General features: G+C 70.5%; 11 protein-coding genes. 5 read left to right on the top strand and 6 right to left on the bottom strand.

The annotated features are described in order from the left end of the window. Positions 1–81 precede the first annotated feature (81 nt). Complete coding sequence (locus C4T78_RS20925) at positions 82–1,557, top strand: gluconokinase (RefSeq protein ID WP_093356117.1); 1,476 nt, start codon at positions 82–84, stop codon at positions 1,555–1,557. A gap of 103 nt (positions 1,558–1,660) precedes the next feature. Next, on the top strand, positions 1,661–3,106 hold the full coding sequence (locus tag C4T78_RS20920) for a catalase (protein WP_093356115.1): 1,446 nt from the start codon (positions 1,661–1,663) through the stop codon (positions 3,104–3,106). A 245-nt stretch (positions 3,107–3,351) separates the two neighbouring features. Here the strand turns inward: C4T78_RS20920 and C4T78_RS20915 are convergent, their stop codons facing one another. Together C4T78_RS20915 and C4T78_RS20910 are read right to left on the bottom strand one after the other, a co-directional pair. Beyond that, positions 3,352–4,254, bottom strand: a complete 903-nt coding sequence (locus C4T78_RS20915) for a CU044_5270 family protein (protein ID WP_093356112.1) — start codon at positions 4,252–4,254, stop codon at positions 3,352–3,354. Next, positions 4,244–4,852, bottom strand: coding sequence for an RNA polymerase sigma factor (locus C4T78_RS20910; RefSeq protein ID WP_093356110.1), 609 nt, complete (start codon positions 4,850–4,852; stop codon positions 4,244–4,246). Before C4T78_RS20910 ends, C4T78_RS20915 begins: the two co-directional genes overlap by 11 nt. A gap of 150 nt (positions 4,853–5,002) precedes the next feature. On the opposite strand from C4T78_RS20910, the gene C4T78_RS20905 reads away from it, so the two are divergent. Beyond that, on the top strand, positions 5,003–5,788 hold the full coding sequence (locus C4T78_RS20905; RefSeq protein WP_093356107.1) for a DUF1963 domain-containing protein: 786 nt from the start codon (positions 5,003–5,005) through the stop codon (positions 5,786–5,788). A gap of 6 nt (positions 5,789–5,794) precedes the next feature. Here C4T78_RS20905 and C4T78_RS20900 read toward each other — a convergent pair whose 3' ends face one another. From C4T78_RS20900 to C4T78_RS20885, 4 genes are all read right to left on the bottom strand, one after another. Then, on the bottom strand, positions 5,795–6,256 hold the full coding sequence (locus C4T78_RS20900; RefSeq protein WP_093356105.1) for a GNAT family N-acetyltransferase: 462 nt from the start codon (positions 6,254–6,256) through the stop codon (positions 5,795–5,797). 37 nt (positions 6,257–6,293) lie between these two features. Beyond that, positions 6,294–8,003, bottom strand: coding sequence for a dynamin family protein (locus C4T78_RS20895; RefSeq protein WP_093356103.1), 1,710 nt, complete (start codon positions 8,001–8,003; stop codon positions 6,294–6,296). Then, positions 8,000–9,811 carry a dynamin family protein gene (locus tag C4T78_RS20890; protein ID WP_093356100.1) on the bottom strand — a complete coding sequence of 604 codons (1,812 nt, stop codon included), beginning with the start codon at positions 9,809–9,811 and terminating at the stop codon, positions 8,000–8,002. The genes C4T78_RS20895 and C4T78_RS20890 overlap by 4 nt, the downstream gene beginning before the upstream one ends. A gap of 153 nt (positions 9,812–9,964) precedes the next feature. Next, a complete protein-coding gene (locus tag C4T78_RS20885; protein ID WP_093356098.1) occupies positions 9,965–11,212 on the bottom strand; it encodes an IniB N-terminal domain-containing protein in 1,248 nt (415 codons plus the stop codon). A gap of 286 nt (positions 11,213–11,498) precedes the next feature. Between C4T78_RS20885 and C4T78_RS20880 the strand changes: the two genes are divergently transcribed. Next, a complete protein-coding gene (locus tag C4T78_RS20880) occupies positions 11,499–12,863 on the top strand; it encodes an Hsp70 family protein (protein ID WP_093356095.1) in 1,365 nt (454 codons plus the stop codon). A 22-nt stretch (positions 12,864–12,885) separates the two neighbouring features. Then, positions 12,886–15,318, top strand: coding sequence for a LuxR C-terminal-related transcriptional regulator (locus tag C4T78_RS20875; RefSeq protein WP_235863706.1), 2,433 nt, complete (start codon positions 12,886–12,888; stop codon positions 15,316–15,318). Positions 15,319–16,305 lie beyond the last annotated feature (987 nt).

Below are 16,305 nucleotides of genomic sequence, written 5' to 3'. Positions count from 1 at the left end.
CCTGGCGTTGTCCGGGCATCGGAGGGGCGTGGGCGTGCCCTGAGCGAATCCGTTGCTGCGTTCGGCGGATAGGTTGTGGGCATGAGCTCTGCCCCGGTTGTCCTCGGCATCGATCTCGGCACCACGGCGACGAAGGTCGTCGCGGCTGGCACCGACGCTCGGGTGCTGCACCAGACCGAGCGCGGTTACCCGCTGCGGACCGACGAGTCCGGTGAGGCGACGCAAGACGCCGTGCAGGTGCGGGACGCCGCCATCGAGGCGTTGGCCGAGTGCGTGGCATGGGCGAAGGAGCACGGGCACGAGGTGGCCGGGCTGTCGTTCAGCACCGCCATGCACACGCTGGTCGGGCTCGACTCGTCCGGTGCCCCGGCCACGCCGGCCTTCAACTGGGCGGACACCCGTGCGGCCGACGTCGCGGCGCGGATCCGGTCCGACCACGACGCGGCTTCGGCGCTGCACCGCGCGACCGGTACTCCGGTCCACACCCAGTCGGTCATGGTCAAGCTGGCCTGGCTGACCGGGAGCCAGGCCGACCTCACCCGTGACGTGGTGCGCTGGTGCGCGCTGAAAGACTTCGTGGTCGCGGACTTCGTCGGGGAGCTCGTCACCGAGTACTCGCTGAGCTCCGGGAGCGGGCTGCAGAGCATGTCGACGTTGCAGTGGCACGAACCGGCGCTGGAGGTCGCGGGCGTCCGCGCCGAGCAGCTGCCGGAGATCCACTCGCCGACGACGACCATGCCGCTGACGGCGCAGGTGGCCCATGCCGTCGGGCTGCCCGAGGGCTTACCGGTGGTGCTCGGCGGTGGCGACGGTCCGCTGGCCAACCTCGGCGTCGGTGCGGTGCAGCCGGGCGTGGCCGCGCTCTCGCTGGGCACCAGCGGGGCGCTCCGCGTGACCCGGGACAAGCCCGGCGTCGACGAGCGCTGCCGGACGTTCAGCTACGCGCTGGCCGACGGGCTGTGGGTGATCGGCGGTGCCGTGAGCAACGGCGGGGTCGCCGCCCAGTGGGCTTCCGAGGCGTTCGGCGTGGACGTGGCCGAGCTGCTCGACGAAGCGGCGGCCGTGCCGCCCGGCGCGGAGGGGCTGATCGCCCTGCCGTACCTGCTCGGCGAGCGGGCGCCGTGGTGGGAACCGGGCCTGACCGGCTCGTTCCTGGGCCTGCGGCGTTCGCACGGCCGCGCCGAGATGACCCGTGCGGTCATCGAGGGCGTGGCGCAGCAGCTCGCGCTGGTGCTCGACGCGGTGCGCGACTCCGGTGCTGAGGTCCGCGCGGTGCGGGCCACCGGCGGTGCCTTCCGGAGCCGGGTCTGGGCGGACGCCATCGCGGCGGCGCTCGACATCGACCTGGACCTGGCGGAGGGCAGCGGCGGCTCCGGGCTCGGTGCCGTGCTGCTCGGGTGGCGGGCTCTGGGCGAGTTCGCTTCACTGGAGCGCGCCGCCGAACTGGTCGTGCCGGAAGGAAGGGCGACTCCCGACCCGGCGGCCGCGCGCTTGATGGCGCGTCGCCGAGCGGTGGTCGAGCGGATCTACGAAACCCTGCGCGACCTGCCGATGTAGGGGCGGTCTCCGGACTCCTCCCGCGTGGTGGCGCGCTGCCCCGACTGCCGGTCCTCGATACCAGGCCCGCAGGGCCTCAGCCACCACCACGAGGAGGACGATCGTGAGTTCGGCACGACCCACGACGACCAACGCAGGCATCCGGGTGGCCAGCGACGACCACTCGCTGACCGCCGGTCCGAACGGCCCCGTTCTGCTGCAGGACCACTACCTGATCGAGAAGAACGCGCAGTTCAACCGCGAGCGGGTGCCCGAGCGCGTGGTGCACGCCAAGGGCGGCGGTGCGTTCGGCTTCTTCGAGGTCACCGAGGACGTCAGCCAGTTCACCAGGGCCGCGGTGTTCCAGCCGGGAACGAGGACCGACACGCTGGTGCGCTACTCCTCGGTCGCCGGTGAGCTCGGCTCGCCGGACACCTGGCGCGATCCGCGCGGCACCGCGATGAAGTTCTACACCAGCGAGGGCAACTACGACATCGTCGGCAACAACACCCCGGTGTTCTTCATCCGCGACGCGATCAAGTTCCCGGACTTCATCCACTCGCAGAAGCGCCGCGCCGACAACCACCTGCGCGACCACGACATGCAGTGGGACTTCTGGAGCCGGTGCCCGGAGTCGGCGCACCAGGTGACCTGGCTGATGGGCGACCGCGGCATCCCGCGCACCTGGCGCAACATGAACATGTACGGCTCGCACACCTACTCGTGGATCAACGGGGCGGGCGAGAAGTTCTGGGTGAAGTACCACTTCAAGACCGACCAGGGCCACGACTTCCTGACCCAGGCCGAGGCGGACAGGCTGGCCGGTGAGGACGCCGACCACCACATCCGCGACCTGTGGACCGCGATCAAGTCGGGCGAGCACCCGAGCTGGACGCTGCACGTCCAGGTCATGCCGTTCGAGGACGCCGCCGACTACCGCTTCAACCCGTTCGACCTGACCAAGGTGTGGCCGCACGGCGACTACCCGTTGATCCAGGTCGGGCGGTTCGTGCTGAACCGCAACCCCGACAACTACTTCGCCCAGATCGAGCAGGCCGCCTTCGAGCCGTCCAACATGGTGCCCGGTGTGGGTGCGTCCCCGGACAAGATGCTGCAGGGCAGGCTGTTCTCCTACCCGGACGCGCACCGCTACCGGATCGGCACCAACTACATGGACCTCCCGGTCAACCAGCCGATCGCGCCGGTGAACAGCTACTCCAAGGACGGCGCGATGCGGTTCAGCATCGGCCAGGACCCGGTGTACGTGCCGAACTCCTACGACGGGCCGCGCGCCGACCCGGCCTGCGGCATCGACGACTCGGCCGCCGGGATCGAGCACGAGGTGATCCGCTCGGCGTACCGGCTGCACTCCGAGGACGACGACTTCGGTCAGCCCGGGGCGATGGTCCGCAACGTCTTCAACGACGACGAGCGGGCGCGGTTCGTGGACAACGTGGCCGGTCACCTCTCCGACGGCGTGTCCGAACCGGTCCTGGAGCGGGCGCTGGACTACTGGCGCAGCGTCGACAAGGACACCGGCGACAAGATCGCCGCCAAGGTCCGGGGCTGACCGCCGATCGCGGAACCCGACCACGTGCTGATGTCCTGGGAGCCGGCGGCTCCCAGGACATCAGCTCTTCCCGCAGATCTCAGCAACCGCGCAGTCATCTCCACAGTGGACGATCGGTGGTTCGCGATCGCCCGGGATCTCCAGCTCCCGGGCAATCGCGACTTCCGGAATCGAGCCGATTCCGCTGAGAACCAGCCGGGCCGAGCCGGTTCTCGGCGCCCCGCGTGCGACCGCCGCGGGGCGGATCAGGGAAGCTGACCGACCTGGTCCACGATCGCGTACTCCATCCGCGCCTCGAACTCCGTGCCCAGGAAGGCGTAGCTGTCGCGGTCGAAGATCAGCATCTGCGGGGTGCCGTCCGAGCTGGGGAAGGAGATCCCGATGCCAGGCCTGCCGCTCGGATCCGCCACGTCCCGGACCACCGTGATGCCGGGGATCTCGGCGGCGGCTTCGAAGAGCGCCGCTCGCGACTCCGGCCGCATGTACTGCCTGGAGATGAGGTTCCGAACAGCCTCGCCCATGTGGTAGGCGCTGTTCGGATCGCGCGTGTGCCCCGGCTCCTTCAGGTAGGCCAGCATCGCGTCGGCATCGGTGGGCAGGTCCGGGATGTAGCTGGGATCCGGAGTGCAGGCCTCGAACTCGCCCGGGACGGGTTCCGGGCCCTTGTAAACAGCGGCTTTGCCGTCCCGGCAGCCGGGATGCGTTCCTGGCTCCTCCCCGTACTGCGCGTAGCGGCCGTCGTGCGTCCCGTCGACCGAACTCCAGGACTCGTGAGTGCCGTAGACGTTCTCGGACCGCGTGTAGACGAACTGGTCCGGCCGTGGCGGGGTGAAGGGGGCCTTCAGCGCCGCGTCGGCCGCGCTGTGCAGCACCTGGGCCGCCTCGGCGCTCGCGACCGGGGCTCCGCCGCCGACTTCGCCCGCCGGGGTGAGCGCGAGAACACCGGAGATCGCTGCGGCGAGGCCGACGGTCATCCCGGTCGGCCAGGCCCAGCGCCGCCCCCAGCTCCGCTTCGCGGGCGCTGAACCGGCGCGTTCGGCGGCCGCGGCGACGATAAGCCGGTTTCGCCCCGGCCGGAGCTGCCTCCGGTCGGGAAGGGGAGTGGAGTCGCCGAACTCCTTGATCAGCTTCATCTCGTCAACGTCCATTGCGAACGACCTCCTGGTGGTTCGAGGTGCTGCCCGCGGCGGTGAGCACGGCGCGGGTCTTCTTCCGGGCCCGGTTCAGGCGCGACCGCACGGTGCCGACCGGAATGCCCAGCGCGGTCGCGACTTCCTCGTACGACAGGTCTTCCCAGGCGACGAGCAGCAGCACGTCGCGGTCCTTCTGGGACAGCTTCGCCAGCGCGGTGCCGAGCAGCGGGCCCATGGCCTGCGCGCTGACCTGCGCGGCGACCCGGTCCGCGTGACCGAGCTCGTCCGGCACCGGAGTGATGGCGTTGCGGTACCGGTAGGTGCGCTCTTCCTGGCGGCGGTGCTGGCTGACCACCTTCGTCGCGATCCCGTACAGCCACGGCCTGGCGTCCGTCCTGCCCGGGTCGTAGCCCTGCCGCTTGCGGAAGGCGATCAGGAACGTCTCGGCCACCAGGTCATCGGCCATGTCGCCGCCGACGCGGCGGGCGAGGTACCGGTGGATCAGCGGCGCGTGCCGGTCGAATATCGCGGCGAAGTGGTCGGGATCGCGCTTCGATCTCCCGATGATCGAAGCGTCGTCCTCGACGTCGCCGTCGAGCGCTGGTGAACTCATGGATGCCCTTCGCCGTCCGTCCTCGTACATCCTGTTCTCCGCACGAGAGCGGAAACGGGTTCACGAGTGATCCGACGGCGGCGCACCTCCGCTGAAGCGGCTCTTCCGGAAAGCGCCGATCCTGTCGCGTCGCTGTGCTGGGATGTGCGGATGGACCGCGAGTACCAAGCCGCCGTCATCAGGGAGGCGTGCGTTGAGTTCGTCGGTGAGCACCTGGGACCCCAGCTGGCCGCGCTGGCCAGGCCCGGGTTCGAACTCAGGCCGGCCGACGAATCCCATCCGGCCGGAAGCAGCCGGATGGGCGGTCCCGCCCTGCTGGAACCGGGAACGACGTGGCCGCACGATGCGGACGGCGTCCCGCTCGTGCTGTTCGCGGTGCTGGACACCGACGAACTCGCGCCGTGGCTCCAGGACGAGCTGCCCATTCGCCCGGGACTGCTGAACTTCTTCGGCCTCGAGTACTCCGACTGCTGTGAGGTCGTTCCCGCGGACCCGGAGCGCGCCGTCGAGGTGGAGCCGCCGGGCGCTTCGTTCGCAAGCGTCCCGCTGCACGCCGAACCGAGGCTGGCCCTTCCCGATGTGTGGTGGGGCGCATCGCTGGAAGATCTCATCGAGGGCTTCGGGCTCGATCCGGGCCCTGACCTCACGAGCATCTGCGACCCGGAGGAGCAGGTGATCGACCTGTTCACCGGGGAGCACCTGGGTGACGAGTACCCGGCAGGCGGTGTCGACCAGGCCTTCGGCTGGCCGCTGTCGGTGCAGCCGGGCGATCCGCTCCCGGATCGCCGGGGCGAGTACGCGCACCTCCTCCGGCTCTCCAGCAACATCGGCGGGTGGGAGTTCCCGGAAGGCGGTTCGCTGCACTTCCTCATCCCGAGGCAGGCGCTTCGCGAAGGTGACTTCTCCGAGGTGCTCGTCGCTTTCGACGACGGCTAGCGGGGATCAGGCCCGTCGGGGCAGCGGGACGCCGAGGTAGACCGTGAGCGGGTCGTCCGCGTAGTAGCCGAACGGCTCGACCTCGGCGTACCCGGCCGAGCGGTACAGGGCGAGTGCCGCCGGATGTCGCTGGTTGGTCTCCAGCACCATCTCCACAGCTCCGTCCGCCGCGGCCGCGTTCTCCAACCAGGTGAGGATCGCGCGGGAGTGGCCGTTGCCCCGGTGCTCGTCGGGCACGTACATGCGCTTGAGCTCGGCACGTCCGCCGTCCCGTCGGCGCCAACCGCCCATCGCCACCGCGGTTCCGCCTTCGTAACCGACGCAGAAGCCTCCGTTCGGCGGGCTGAACTGACCGGCGTCGGCGGGGGATTCGTCGGGGCCGCCGTAGATCCGCGTGTACTCGGCCTGCAGCCGCTCCACGAGCGCGGTCACGTCGGGGTGGTCGTACGCGCGCTGGACGATGTGCACCGGATCTCTCCAAATCCCATGTCCGGAAGGGGAATTCCTAGGGGCGGGAGTGCGCACCGGGCGGATCTTGCGGGTGCTGAGCCTGCTGCTGCGGCGGGGCCTGGTGCGCCGCGCGCCGACGGCGAGGCTGCTGCACCTGCTGGGGCTGCACCACCTGGTGATGCCCCGAGCGGTGCTGGCCCTCGGAGGAACGTCGCCCTCGCTGTTGCTGCGCAGGTTGCTGGTGCTGCCCGGTCTGCTGCTGCGCAGGTTGCTGAACGGGCTGTTGCTGCGAAGGGTGCGGCTGGGCGGGCCGCTGCGGCGCGTTCGCCTGGTGGACCACCAGGCGCTCGCAGCTGCGCAGAACGGTCCGCACCGCGTCGCGGTGGACCCGGTCGTGCAGCGGGTTCACCGACTGCTGGCGCCAGCGGGCGAGTGCGGCCGCCGCCGCCTCCGCCAGCGCTCCGTCATCGCTGCCCAGCCGCTCCTGCGGGCTGCTCCCGAATGCGCCGAGCAGCCGCTTCGCCTCGGCCTGGAGCGGCCGCGTGAAACGCACCTGGCCGGAATCCAGCGCCGACAGCAGCCGCAGCTCGTCCCACTCGTGCGCGTTGGCCAGCATGCGCTCGAACTCGCCCTGCAGCTGCTGCACACCAGGGCGCGGGTTGGCGCGCAGCACCATGTCCACCGCCAACAGGGCGGATCGAGCCCGCAGCGCGTCCTGGCGTTCCACGAACTGCTGGTGCACGGTCTCGTGCAGCGAGTTGAGGCCGCTCTCGTCGAGCAGCGCCGTGCGCAGCTTCTTCGGTTCCGTGACTCCGCTGCGCAGGAGCGTCAGCGCGCGGCCCAGCCCGAACTGCCCGAACCGCTCGAAGAGCCGCTGCCGAACGGGGCCGGGGATCGATTCGATCTTGCTGTTGACGAACCGGTCGGCCGACAGCAGCAGCGCTTCCAGGTCGTTCTGGGACAGCCGGGCCAGGTTGGCCAGCGCGTTGAAGTCCTCGTCGGTCATGGTGGTCACCGCCTGCCCGAGCAGTCCGACCACCGGGATCAGGTGCTGGGCGAAGGAGCGCAGCGTCGGGTCGTTGCGGAACTTCTCGGCGATCCGCTCGGCGGCCTGCAGCCCGTCCGGTCCGCCGCTGCCGGTCTCGTCGGCGCGGGAGAACGCGACGATCGTGCTGATCGGGACGCTGCGGGCGGTGTGCAGCTCGTTGACCGACTGGAGGAACTGCAGATCGGTCTGCCGCGGGTAGCGCGTCAGGTACAGCACGGCGTCGGCCTCGGACAGGATCTGCGCCAGCGCCGAGCGCCCGGTCTCCTGCACCGCCGCCGAGGCCACGCCCGGCGTCTCGATCAGCGTGATGGCCTGCAGCCCGGGCGTGGGCGATTCGATGACCAGCCGCGACACCTCGTCCGGGCGCCAGTGCTGCAGGTCGCGGATGGTGCCCGCGTCCAATGTGGACACCGGAACGTTCTGCACCGTGCCCTGCGGCGTGTGCACCATGATCTTCGGTTCGGGCCCGTACTGGTAGAACGTGGTGACCTGGGTGCGCTCCTCGGCGTCGGTAGGTGCGAGCTCGGCCCCGACCAGCGCGTTGATCAGCGTCGACTTGCCCGCCTTGACCCGGCCGCTGACCGCGATGCGCAGCGGCTGTTCGAGCCGTTCCAGCCGGCCGCGCAGCCAGGTCGAGGTGCGCGGGTCGTCGCGGTAGAACGTCATCGTGCGGATCAGCAGCGCGCGGGCGCGGTCCAGCAGGGCTTCGCCGGTCATGCCGCGGTGATCCGGTTCTGGGTGAGCACGGCGACGCGGCGGCGCAGCGAGGTGAGGTCTTCCATCTTCTGCCGGATCTCCCGGGCCCGCTGGTCGCGGTCCACCGCGCTGCGCTCGGCGGAGCGCTTGATCTCCTGGATGGCCCGGCTGATCTCCATCTGCGCGTCCTCGGTGATCTGCATGTAGTGCGCGTGCAGGCCGCGGTGCACGGTGCGGATGGCGGTCTTGGCCTCCCGGTTCACGTGGAAGATGACCTGCTCCACGTGGCGCTGCACGGCGCTCTTCACCTCGGTCTGGCGGCGCCGCAGCCGCGCGTCCTTCTCCTCGTCGAGGCTCTTGATGCCCAGCAGCACGCCCGCCGAGATCGACACCACGTTGAACAGCCCGCCCAGCGCGAAGGAGGTGATCATGCCGAACATCAGCACGCCGCCGTAGGAGCCGCGCAGGCCGGTGAGGAACTGGTCGAACCGCTTGTACTCGCTGCGGCTCGGCAGCTTCGGCTCCGGCACCTCCTCCAGCGGGGCGGGCGGGCGGATGCGGTCCAGCTCCGGGATGTCCACGCTGTGGTCGGCGCGCATCTCCGCGGCGACCAGCTCGGCGAGCTGGTCCTGCCGGGCCTCCATCCACTCGAAGGTGTCGACGATCGCGTCGGTGAGCCGGTCGGCGAGCCACTCGCGGAACTCGTCCCAGACCTTGAGCGGGTCCGCGACCTCGAAGATCTCGTTGACCTCGTGCAGGATCGCCCAGGCGCGCTCGCGGAAGTCGAACTCGATGTCGGCGTAGAGCTCGGCGATGCCGTCGTTGAGCGCCTTCTGCCAGCGGTTGGAGACGCGGCGCAGGTCTTCGGCGCGGCGCTGCGCGGTTTCCAGCTCGACCAGGGTTTCCGCCGCGGTGCGCGGGTTCTGCGCGGCGAGTTCGGCTTTCAGCGCGTCGTTGACCTGGGTGAGGGCTTCGGAAACGTTGTGCGCGACCAGCCGCCGGGTGGATTGCTCGTGCTTGCCCGCCAGTTCGGTCTGCAGGAATTCCAGCAGCGGCGGAAAACCGGATTCGGTGTTCAGCGCGGTGTTCTTGGCCTGCATCGCGCGCATCCGGATGCTGGCCGACACCGGGAAGATCTTGGCCGCGATACCGGCGTTCTCCAGGTGCTTGCGGTTGGTCTCCAGCACTTTCCGCCAGTGCGGCGTGCGGTCGATCTTGGGCAGCACCAGCGCGACGTTCGGGCACAGCGCGGTGGCCTGCTTGAGGAAGGAGAGCTCGTTGGTGGTCAGTTCCTGGGTGGCGTCGGAGACCATCAGCAGCGCATCGGCCTCGGCGACCACGGCCAGCGTGGTGGCGGTCAGCGAGGAGGACACGCTGCCGACGCCGGGGGTGTCCATCAGCGCGAGCCCGTTCTGCAGCACGGCGCGCGGAATGCCCACTTCGCCCCTGGTGACCGGGCGGCCGAGCGCCAGGGCGCGGTCCAGGTGCTCGCGGACCTGCTCGATGGGCACCGGCATCCGGTCCAGCGCGGCCGGGCCCTGCCGGGGCTCGTGCTCGATGAGCAGCGCGGTCGGTTCATCGGCGTACCGCACCAGGGTCGGCACGACGGTGGTGACGTCGTCGCCGGAAGCGCAGACCGGGGCGTTCACTATCGCGTTGACCAGCGCGCTCTTGCCCTGCTTCGATTCGCCGACGACCAGCACCAGCTGCGTCGGGTCGAGCACCCTGGTCCGGATTTGGCGCAGGCGGTTGTGCAGATCAGCGCGCTGCTGCTCGGCGCATTCCGCAGTCGCGCGATCGATCAGTTCCACCAACGCCGTCTCGATCACGGCGTCGATTGTGGCCTGACATCGCGAAGAGATAAACCCGAACGGCTGAACTCACACAGTTTCGGTCGCCCGCTGTCGTCGAAATTCCTCGGAAATGCGCGAAATGCCGGGATCCGCGCTCGGCGGATCCCGGCATTCAGTCGCTCACTGCGTTCAGAGCAGGCCGTCCAGGTCCAGCGGCAGGGCCGAGGTGGCGGTGTCGGCGACCTCGCCGACGACCGGCAGGCTGCCGACGGTGTCGGTGACGGCCTCGACCGGGGCGGCCGGAACCGCGGCGGTCACGTCGTCGACCGGCAGGGCGCTGACGTCGCCACCGGTGACGCCGCCCAGCGCGTCGCCCACGACCGGGACCTCGCCCACGACGCCGCCGGCCACACCGGCCACGTCGCCGACGACCGGCAGGTCGCCCGCAACGCTGGTCACGTCACCGACGACGCCGGTCACGCTGGAGATGTCGCCACCGGCGACGTTGCCCACGACGTCGCCCACGAGCGGGGCGTTGGTGACGGTGTCACCGACGTTGGTGACGACGTCGCCGACGACCGGGGCGTTGGAGACGATCTCGGTCACGTCGCCGTTGGTGACGTTGCCCAGCACGTTGCCGACGTTGAGGTCGCCGACGATGTTCAGGGTGTCGCCGCTGATGGTGCTGCCGACCACGTTGGTCACGTCGCCGTAGACCAGGGAGCCCGCACCGGCGGTCAGGTCGACGCTGGTGTCGAAGACGTGGGTGGCGGTCGAGTTGACCTCGGTGACCGCGTTGCCGACGGTGTTGGTGACGTCGCCGAGGTCCAGGCTGTCGCCGACCTGGCCGACGGTGTTGCCCACCACGGAGCCGATGATGTTGTCGTTGCCGACGCTGTTGTCGCTCAGCACGTGGTGGATGCTGATCAGGTTGTGCGAGTCGTTCTGCTCGATGTCGACGTCCACGTCGGTGTTGTTCGACGGGGCCGGGGCCGGAGCCGGCAGGGTGGCGTCGACGTCGTTGTCCTTGCCGAAGTCTTCGGGCTGGGCGGGGGTGTTCTGCAGCATGCTCTGCTCTTCCTGATCTAGTGGATGTGCGGGATGCAGTTGGTTGAACGCGACGGCCTGGGAGCTCGCAGCGAACTTCTCGACGCTGCTCTGGAGTGAGCGCCCGTATTCCGTCACCACCTCGACCGGCGCGTAGTCGAGGACGAGCGACGATGCGTGCAGTACGTCCGTCGCGCTCATTCCCCCGAGTCCGGCCTGATCCAGCGTGGCTTGCGGATCGGTGTCGAAGGCCGACCGGGCGGCCGGGTCGCTGACGAGGCGCGTGAGGAACTCGTACAGCGTCGGCTCTTCCGGAAGGCCGGCGGAATGCGTCCCGGGGTCTGGAGTGGAGGACTCGGCCCGACCGGTCGCGTGCTGAGGGTTCATCATCGTTGGGCCTCCCGATGTGCTCAGCGGTTCTCGGCTGGGGTTTCCGAGTGAGGTCGCGCGGTCCTCACCCCTGTGTCGATCACGCTATGGGGTGAAGCGCCCCTAGCCATCGGGTACGACTCCTAGTTACTCAAATCTCTATTAGGGGATTCACTAGGTGGCCCGTTAGGGGCTTGCATGGGGCATCTCATACCTCTGAGTAACCGAGCGCGCGCTAAATTGTGTCCACCCTGCGCCGCCACCGGTATCGCCCGATGGTGGCCGACCCGTGACACGAAGGGATTGCATGCCTTACGTCCTGGGCGTTCACCTGGGTGCGACGGCCACCACGGCCGCCATCGCCCGCCGCGACGGCAGCAGGTGGGCGGCGGCGACGCCGGTTCCGCTGGCCGCCGGGCCGGTGGTGCCGACCGTGCTGTGCAAGGTGCAGGACGGTTCGTTCGTGGCGGGAGAGGCCGCCCAGCGGCAGGAGACCGCCCACCACGAGTGGGTGGTGCGCGGCTTCACCGCGCGCCTCGGCGACGACCTGCCGCTGCTGGTCGGCAGCGAGTTCGTCCCGGCCCAGCGCCTGGTGGCGGCCATGGTCGAGTGGGTCGCCGACGTGGTGGCGGGCAGGCAGGGGCACCCGGCCGAGCACATCGCGATCGCGCACAGCGCCACCTGGGGCCCGCACCGGATCCGCCTGGTGCAGCAGGCCTTGGCGCAGCTCGGGCTGAACGAGGTCACGATGGTGCCGGAGCCGTTGGCGGTGGCCCTGGACTACGCGGCCAAGCAGCGCGTTCCCGAGCACGAGCCGATCGCGGTGGCCAACATCGGCGGCAGCGGGATGGACGCCACGGTGCTGCGCCGCAGGCAGCGCGGCTTCGAAGTGGTCGGTTCCACGCTGGCCGCCGATCACCCCAGCGGTCAGGACCTGGACGACGAGATCTTCGCGGCGGTGCGCGCGGAGTTCGGCGATCAGCTGGAAGCGCTGGACCTCGCCGACCTGAACCAGCGGGCCGCGCTGGCGCACCTGCGCGCCGAATGCGTCCGGGCGAAGGAGGCGCTGTCGCAGCGGTCCGGCGCGCAGATCCGGGTGGAATTGCCCGGTGTGCGAACCGAATTCGCTTTGTCCCGATCGCGCTACGAGCAGCTCGCCCGCCCGCACCTCGAGCGGGTGCCGGAGCTGGTCCTGCAGGCGGTGCAGTCGGCGACGCTGGCCCCGGACGACCTGGACGCGCTGGTGCTGGCCGGCGGCACGGCGCGGGTTCCGCTGCTCAAGCAGCTGGTCGCCGAGCGGCTGAAGGTGCCGCCGCAGGTCGACGTCTCGCCGGAGCTGGCGGCCGCCTGCGGTGCGGCTTCGGCGGCGGTGCAGCTGCTTTCGACCGACAGCGATGAGGGGTCGATCTCGGAGACCAGCGTGCTGGTGCGCATCGAGGGCTCGGACTTCGATGAGGAGGAACCCGAGATCCCGGACGCGCCGCGTCCGCCGATCGACGTGGAGCCGCTGCCGCTGGAGCCCCCCGACGAGGATCGCGCGCGGCGAATCAAGATCATTAAGCTGTCCGCGGCGGCGGTGCTGGTGATCGTCGGCCTGCTGCTCACCTTCCTCTGGCCGGATTCCTCCAAGGGCGGCGGAATGCTGGGCCTCTTCCAGCTGATGAGCCAATGACTGGCCGACAAGGACGGCAGGCGTGAACCACTCGACGACCTCCCTGCTCGACGGGCACGCGACCGGGCTCCGGTCGGCGGTCGCCACCTCCCCGTCCGCGCCGATCACCGCAGGTGTCCAAGGCCCCGGCGGCTACGGCAAGACCGCGCTGCTGGCCGAGCTGGCGCACGCCTACCGCGCCGCCGGCGTCCCGGTGCTCGGCGCGACCGACCTGGACCGCGCGGACGAGGGCGCGGTGCTGGTCGACGACGCGCACCGCCTCGACGAGCCCGTGCTCGCCCGGCTGGTCGAGCTCGCCCGGCAGCCGGGGGCCCGCCTGCTGGTCGCCTACCGGCCGGGCCCGCGGCCCGATGCGCTCGCCGAGCTGATCGGCGAACTCGGTGCGCCGGTGCTGCTCTCCGCGCTCAGCCCGGAAGAGCTGGCGATGCAGGTCGGGACCGCCTCCGCGGACTGGATCCGCTGGCTGCACGCGCAGACCGGCGGCGTTCCCCGCTACGTCAGCCGCGTGCTGAGCACCGTCGAACCGGGCGTCATGCAGCTGCCCGCGCGGGCGCTCGACCAGTTCCAGCACGACCTGGACCAGCTCGGCGAGGCCGGGCAGGCGTGCGTGACGGCGATGGCCGTCGGCGCGACACCGCACCCGGATCTGCTCGCGTCGCTGCTCGACCTCGACGCCGCCGCGGTCGGCGCCGCGCTGCTGGCGGTGCGCGCCGGTGGGCTGGTGGCGGCGAACGACGTGCTGCTGCCGATCGTGCGCGCTGCCGTGCTGCGGTTGACGCCGTGGGAGCGGCGGCTCCGGGTGACCCGCCGCCTGGTCGAAACGCAGCTGGCCCGGGGCGGCCCGGTGCTGCCCCTGGTCAGTCCGCTGCTGGGCGCCGAGATAGCGCTGCTCCCGGAAGCGACGCTGGCCAAGGCGTTCGAGCAGGCCGGCGAAGAGGCGATGCTGGATGCGCCGAAGCTGGCCCCGCGCCTGTTCGACGCGGCGGTGTCGGCGGGTGCTCCCGCCACTTCTGTCGCTGCGCGGCGGGCGCGGGCCGCGGCCGTGGCGGGTGAGCTGGACGAGGCGCTGCGGCTGGCGGATCAGGTGATCGTCGACGCGGCGGTGCCGGACCGCGAGCTGGGCGTGCAGGTCGCGGCGAGCGTGCTGGCCCAGCGCGGATTGCTGGAGCGCTCGGCGGAGATGTGCCGCTGGTCGGTCGGGCGGCTGCGCTGGCCGGGCGACCGGGCTTTCGCGGCCGTCGGCCTGATCGGGTCCGGTCGGCTGGCCGATGCCGACGAGCTGCTGAACTCCTCCGACGACGCCGGGCCGCCGACGTCGATGACCGGCGCCGCTGTGCAACTGGCCGCCGGCGTGCGGGAGTCCGTCACCGGATCGGCTTCCATCGCGCTTTCCACGCTGGTGCGCTCGGCGTCGCTGTCGGAACCGGTGGGGCGCGGCGTGCTGCTGCCCGACTCGCCTGCCTCGGTGGCCGCCCTGGTCGCCCTGCACTGCGGTGAGCTGGACGTCGCTCAGTCCACATTGGACCGGGCGATCGACACCGGCACGGGAGGCCCGCTGCTGCACCACCGGCACCGCCTGCTGGCGGCGTGGCTGCCGCTGGTGCGAGGCGACACGGTGGCCGCGCGGGCGAAGCTCCCGAAGGGCGAGATGACCGCCCGCGACCGCCTGGTCGCGACGGCGATCGAAGCCGGGATCGCCAGCCGCGACAACGACATGGCCGCCCTCGCGGCCGCCCGCGGGCAAGCCCGCCAGGTCGTCGCGGAGCACTCGGTGGACCTGTTCTCCCTGCTCCCGCTGGGCGAACTCCTGATCGCCGCGGCCCGCCTGCGCGACCAGGAGTGGATCGAGCCCTACCTGACCGAAGCGCTGGCCCTGCTCGACCGCCTGGGCAACCCGCCGCTGTGGACCTCGATGCTGACCTGGAAGCGCCTCCAGGCGTCGATCGTCCTCGACGAGCTGGACACGGCCCAGCAGCGCGCGGCGGAACTCGCCGGCATGGCCCACCACAACCCGCTGGCGGCGGCGATGGCCGAAGCGGCCCGGGTGTGGCTGGGAATCCTCGACGGTCGGGTGGACCAGGACGAAGCGGAGCGAACCGCCCGAGCCCTCCACGCGGCCGGGCTCGCCTGGGACGGAGCGAGGCTGGCGGGGCAAGCGGCGATCCGGACCGCAGACCGCCGCGCGATGCTGGCGCTGCTGGAATGCGCCCGGGCGCTGCAGGGCAAACCTCCTCGCCCGCGAGCGGTTGGCGGCGACGAGAACGGAATGCTCAGCGAGCGGGAGAAGGAAGTCGCAGAGCTGGTCCTGGCGGGCCTGACCTACAAGCAGGTCGGCAAGCGCCTTTTCATCTCGGCGAAAACGGTGGAGCACCACATCAGCCGCATCAAGCAACGCCTGGGCGCGACCAGCAGGGAAGACCTCCTGAACCGCCTCCGCCAACTCCTCGGCCAGTAGCGACCGAACGCCGCCACCGTCGGCTCCGGTTCCCGCAGGAACCGTGAGCGCTTCGTGGCGCCATAGCGTCGCCGTATTTGGTGACCTGCGGTCGCTTACGGCGGCGCACCCGACCTGTCAAAGGGTTCTGGACGGCCTCCGCCGAACGCGGTCGAACCACGTCCCTGAGCCGGCGAGGACTCGGCCCGGATGGCGCACGGGTTCACTAAGATCATCAGTCGTCCAGGGCGGGCAGGAGGTCGGCGATGCTCTGGGCGGGAACGACCAGCGAGTCCCACCTCATGGTCAGTCGACCGCAGGGACGCTCGCATGGTCGTGCACCGCGTCCAACACGGGCCACAGGTCGGCCAGGGACGCTGCTGTACGACAGCACAGAACCAAACCCACTGGTCGAGCCAAATCCGCCCGAGATCAGCCTGAGCTGCTGCATGGGCACTCGACCGTAGTCCCCCCTTTGGCCGCTGCTCGACCGCGACCGAACCGGGCATGATCCGAAAGGCAGGTGTCGACGGGACAAGGGGGCCGGGGTGCACTGTTCGGAATGCTGCCTGCCGATGCGGAAGACCAAGGCCGGCACGGTGCCGGTCCACTACCTCGAAGACATCCCCCTGATCGGCTGGGCGCAGAAACGCTGCCCGGCCTCGGGAACTACGCGGTTCGCCGTCCGTGTGGAGCGGTGCGCTCGCCCTCGCAGCCGTCGGCGGTGCCCAGGCTGCGACCGGCGGTTCACCCTGAATCGGAACGGCAAATTCCCCGCGCACAAGGACAACGACGGCCGAGAATGCCGGGTTAGCAGAGACAACCGAGCCTGACGGCCAGGTCGACTCGTGGGATGCGCGGCGGCTGCGGAGCGCACCGAGAAACCCGAGAGCTCGGAAAAATATCTCGGATCACCAGGAGCGGCGAAATTCTGATCACCGATGTGTGATCGCTGTTGTGAATGGGCGAATCGACGTGCGAGCACGCCAAAGCGCCCTCTGATACCGG

Origin of the sequence: Saccharopolyspora kobensis, assembly GCF_900108315.1 — a bacterium.
In the GTDB taxonomy this organism is placed as follows: domain Bacteria; phylum Actinomycetota; class Actinomycetes; order Mycobacteriales; family Pseudonocardiaceae; genus Saccharopolyspora; species Saccharopolyspora kobensis.
Note: the sequence above shows the minus strand (reverse complement) of the source record. Positions and strands in the feature narration are given on the sequence as shown.

Excerpts from the sequence above, each read along its gene's own strand:
- C4T78_RS20925 (WP_093356117.1), top strand. The coding sequence starts at position 82 with ATGAGCTCTGCCCCGGTTGTCCTCGGCATCGATCTCGGCACCACGGCG.
- C4T78_RS20915 (WP_093356112.1), bottom strand. The coding sequence starts at position 4,254 with ATGGACGTTGACGAGATGAAGCTGATCAAGGAGTTCGGCGACTCCACT.
- C4T78_RS20910 (WP_093356110.1), bottom strand. The coding sequence starts at position 4,852 with ATGAGTTCACCAGCGCTCGACGGCGACGTCGAGGACGACGCTTCGATC.
- C4T78_RS20905 (WP_093356107.1), top strand. The coding sequence starts at position 5,003 with ATGGACCGCGAGTACCAAGCCGCCGTCATCAGGGAGGCGTGCGTTGAG.
- C4T78_RS20895 (WP_093356103.1), bottom strand. The coding sequence starts at position 8,003 with ATGACCGGCGAAGCCCTGCTGGACCGCGCCCGCGCGCTGCTGATCCGC.
- C4T78_RS20885 (WP_093356098.1), bottom strand. The coding sequence starts at position 11,212 with ATGATGAACCCTCAGCACGCGACCGGTCGGGCCGAGTCCTCCACTCCA.
- C4T78_RS20880 (WP_093356095.1), top strand. The coding sequence starts at position 11,499 with ATGCCTTACGTCCTGGGCGTTCACCTGGGTGCGACGGCCACCACGGCC.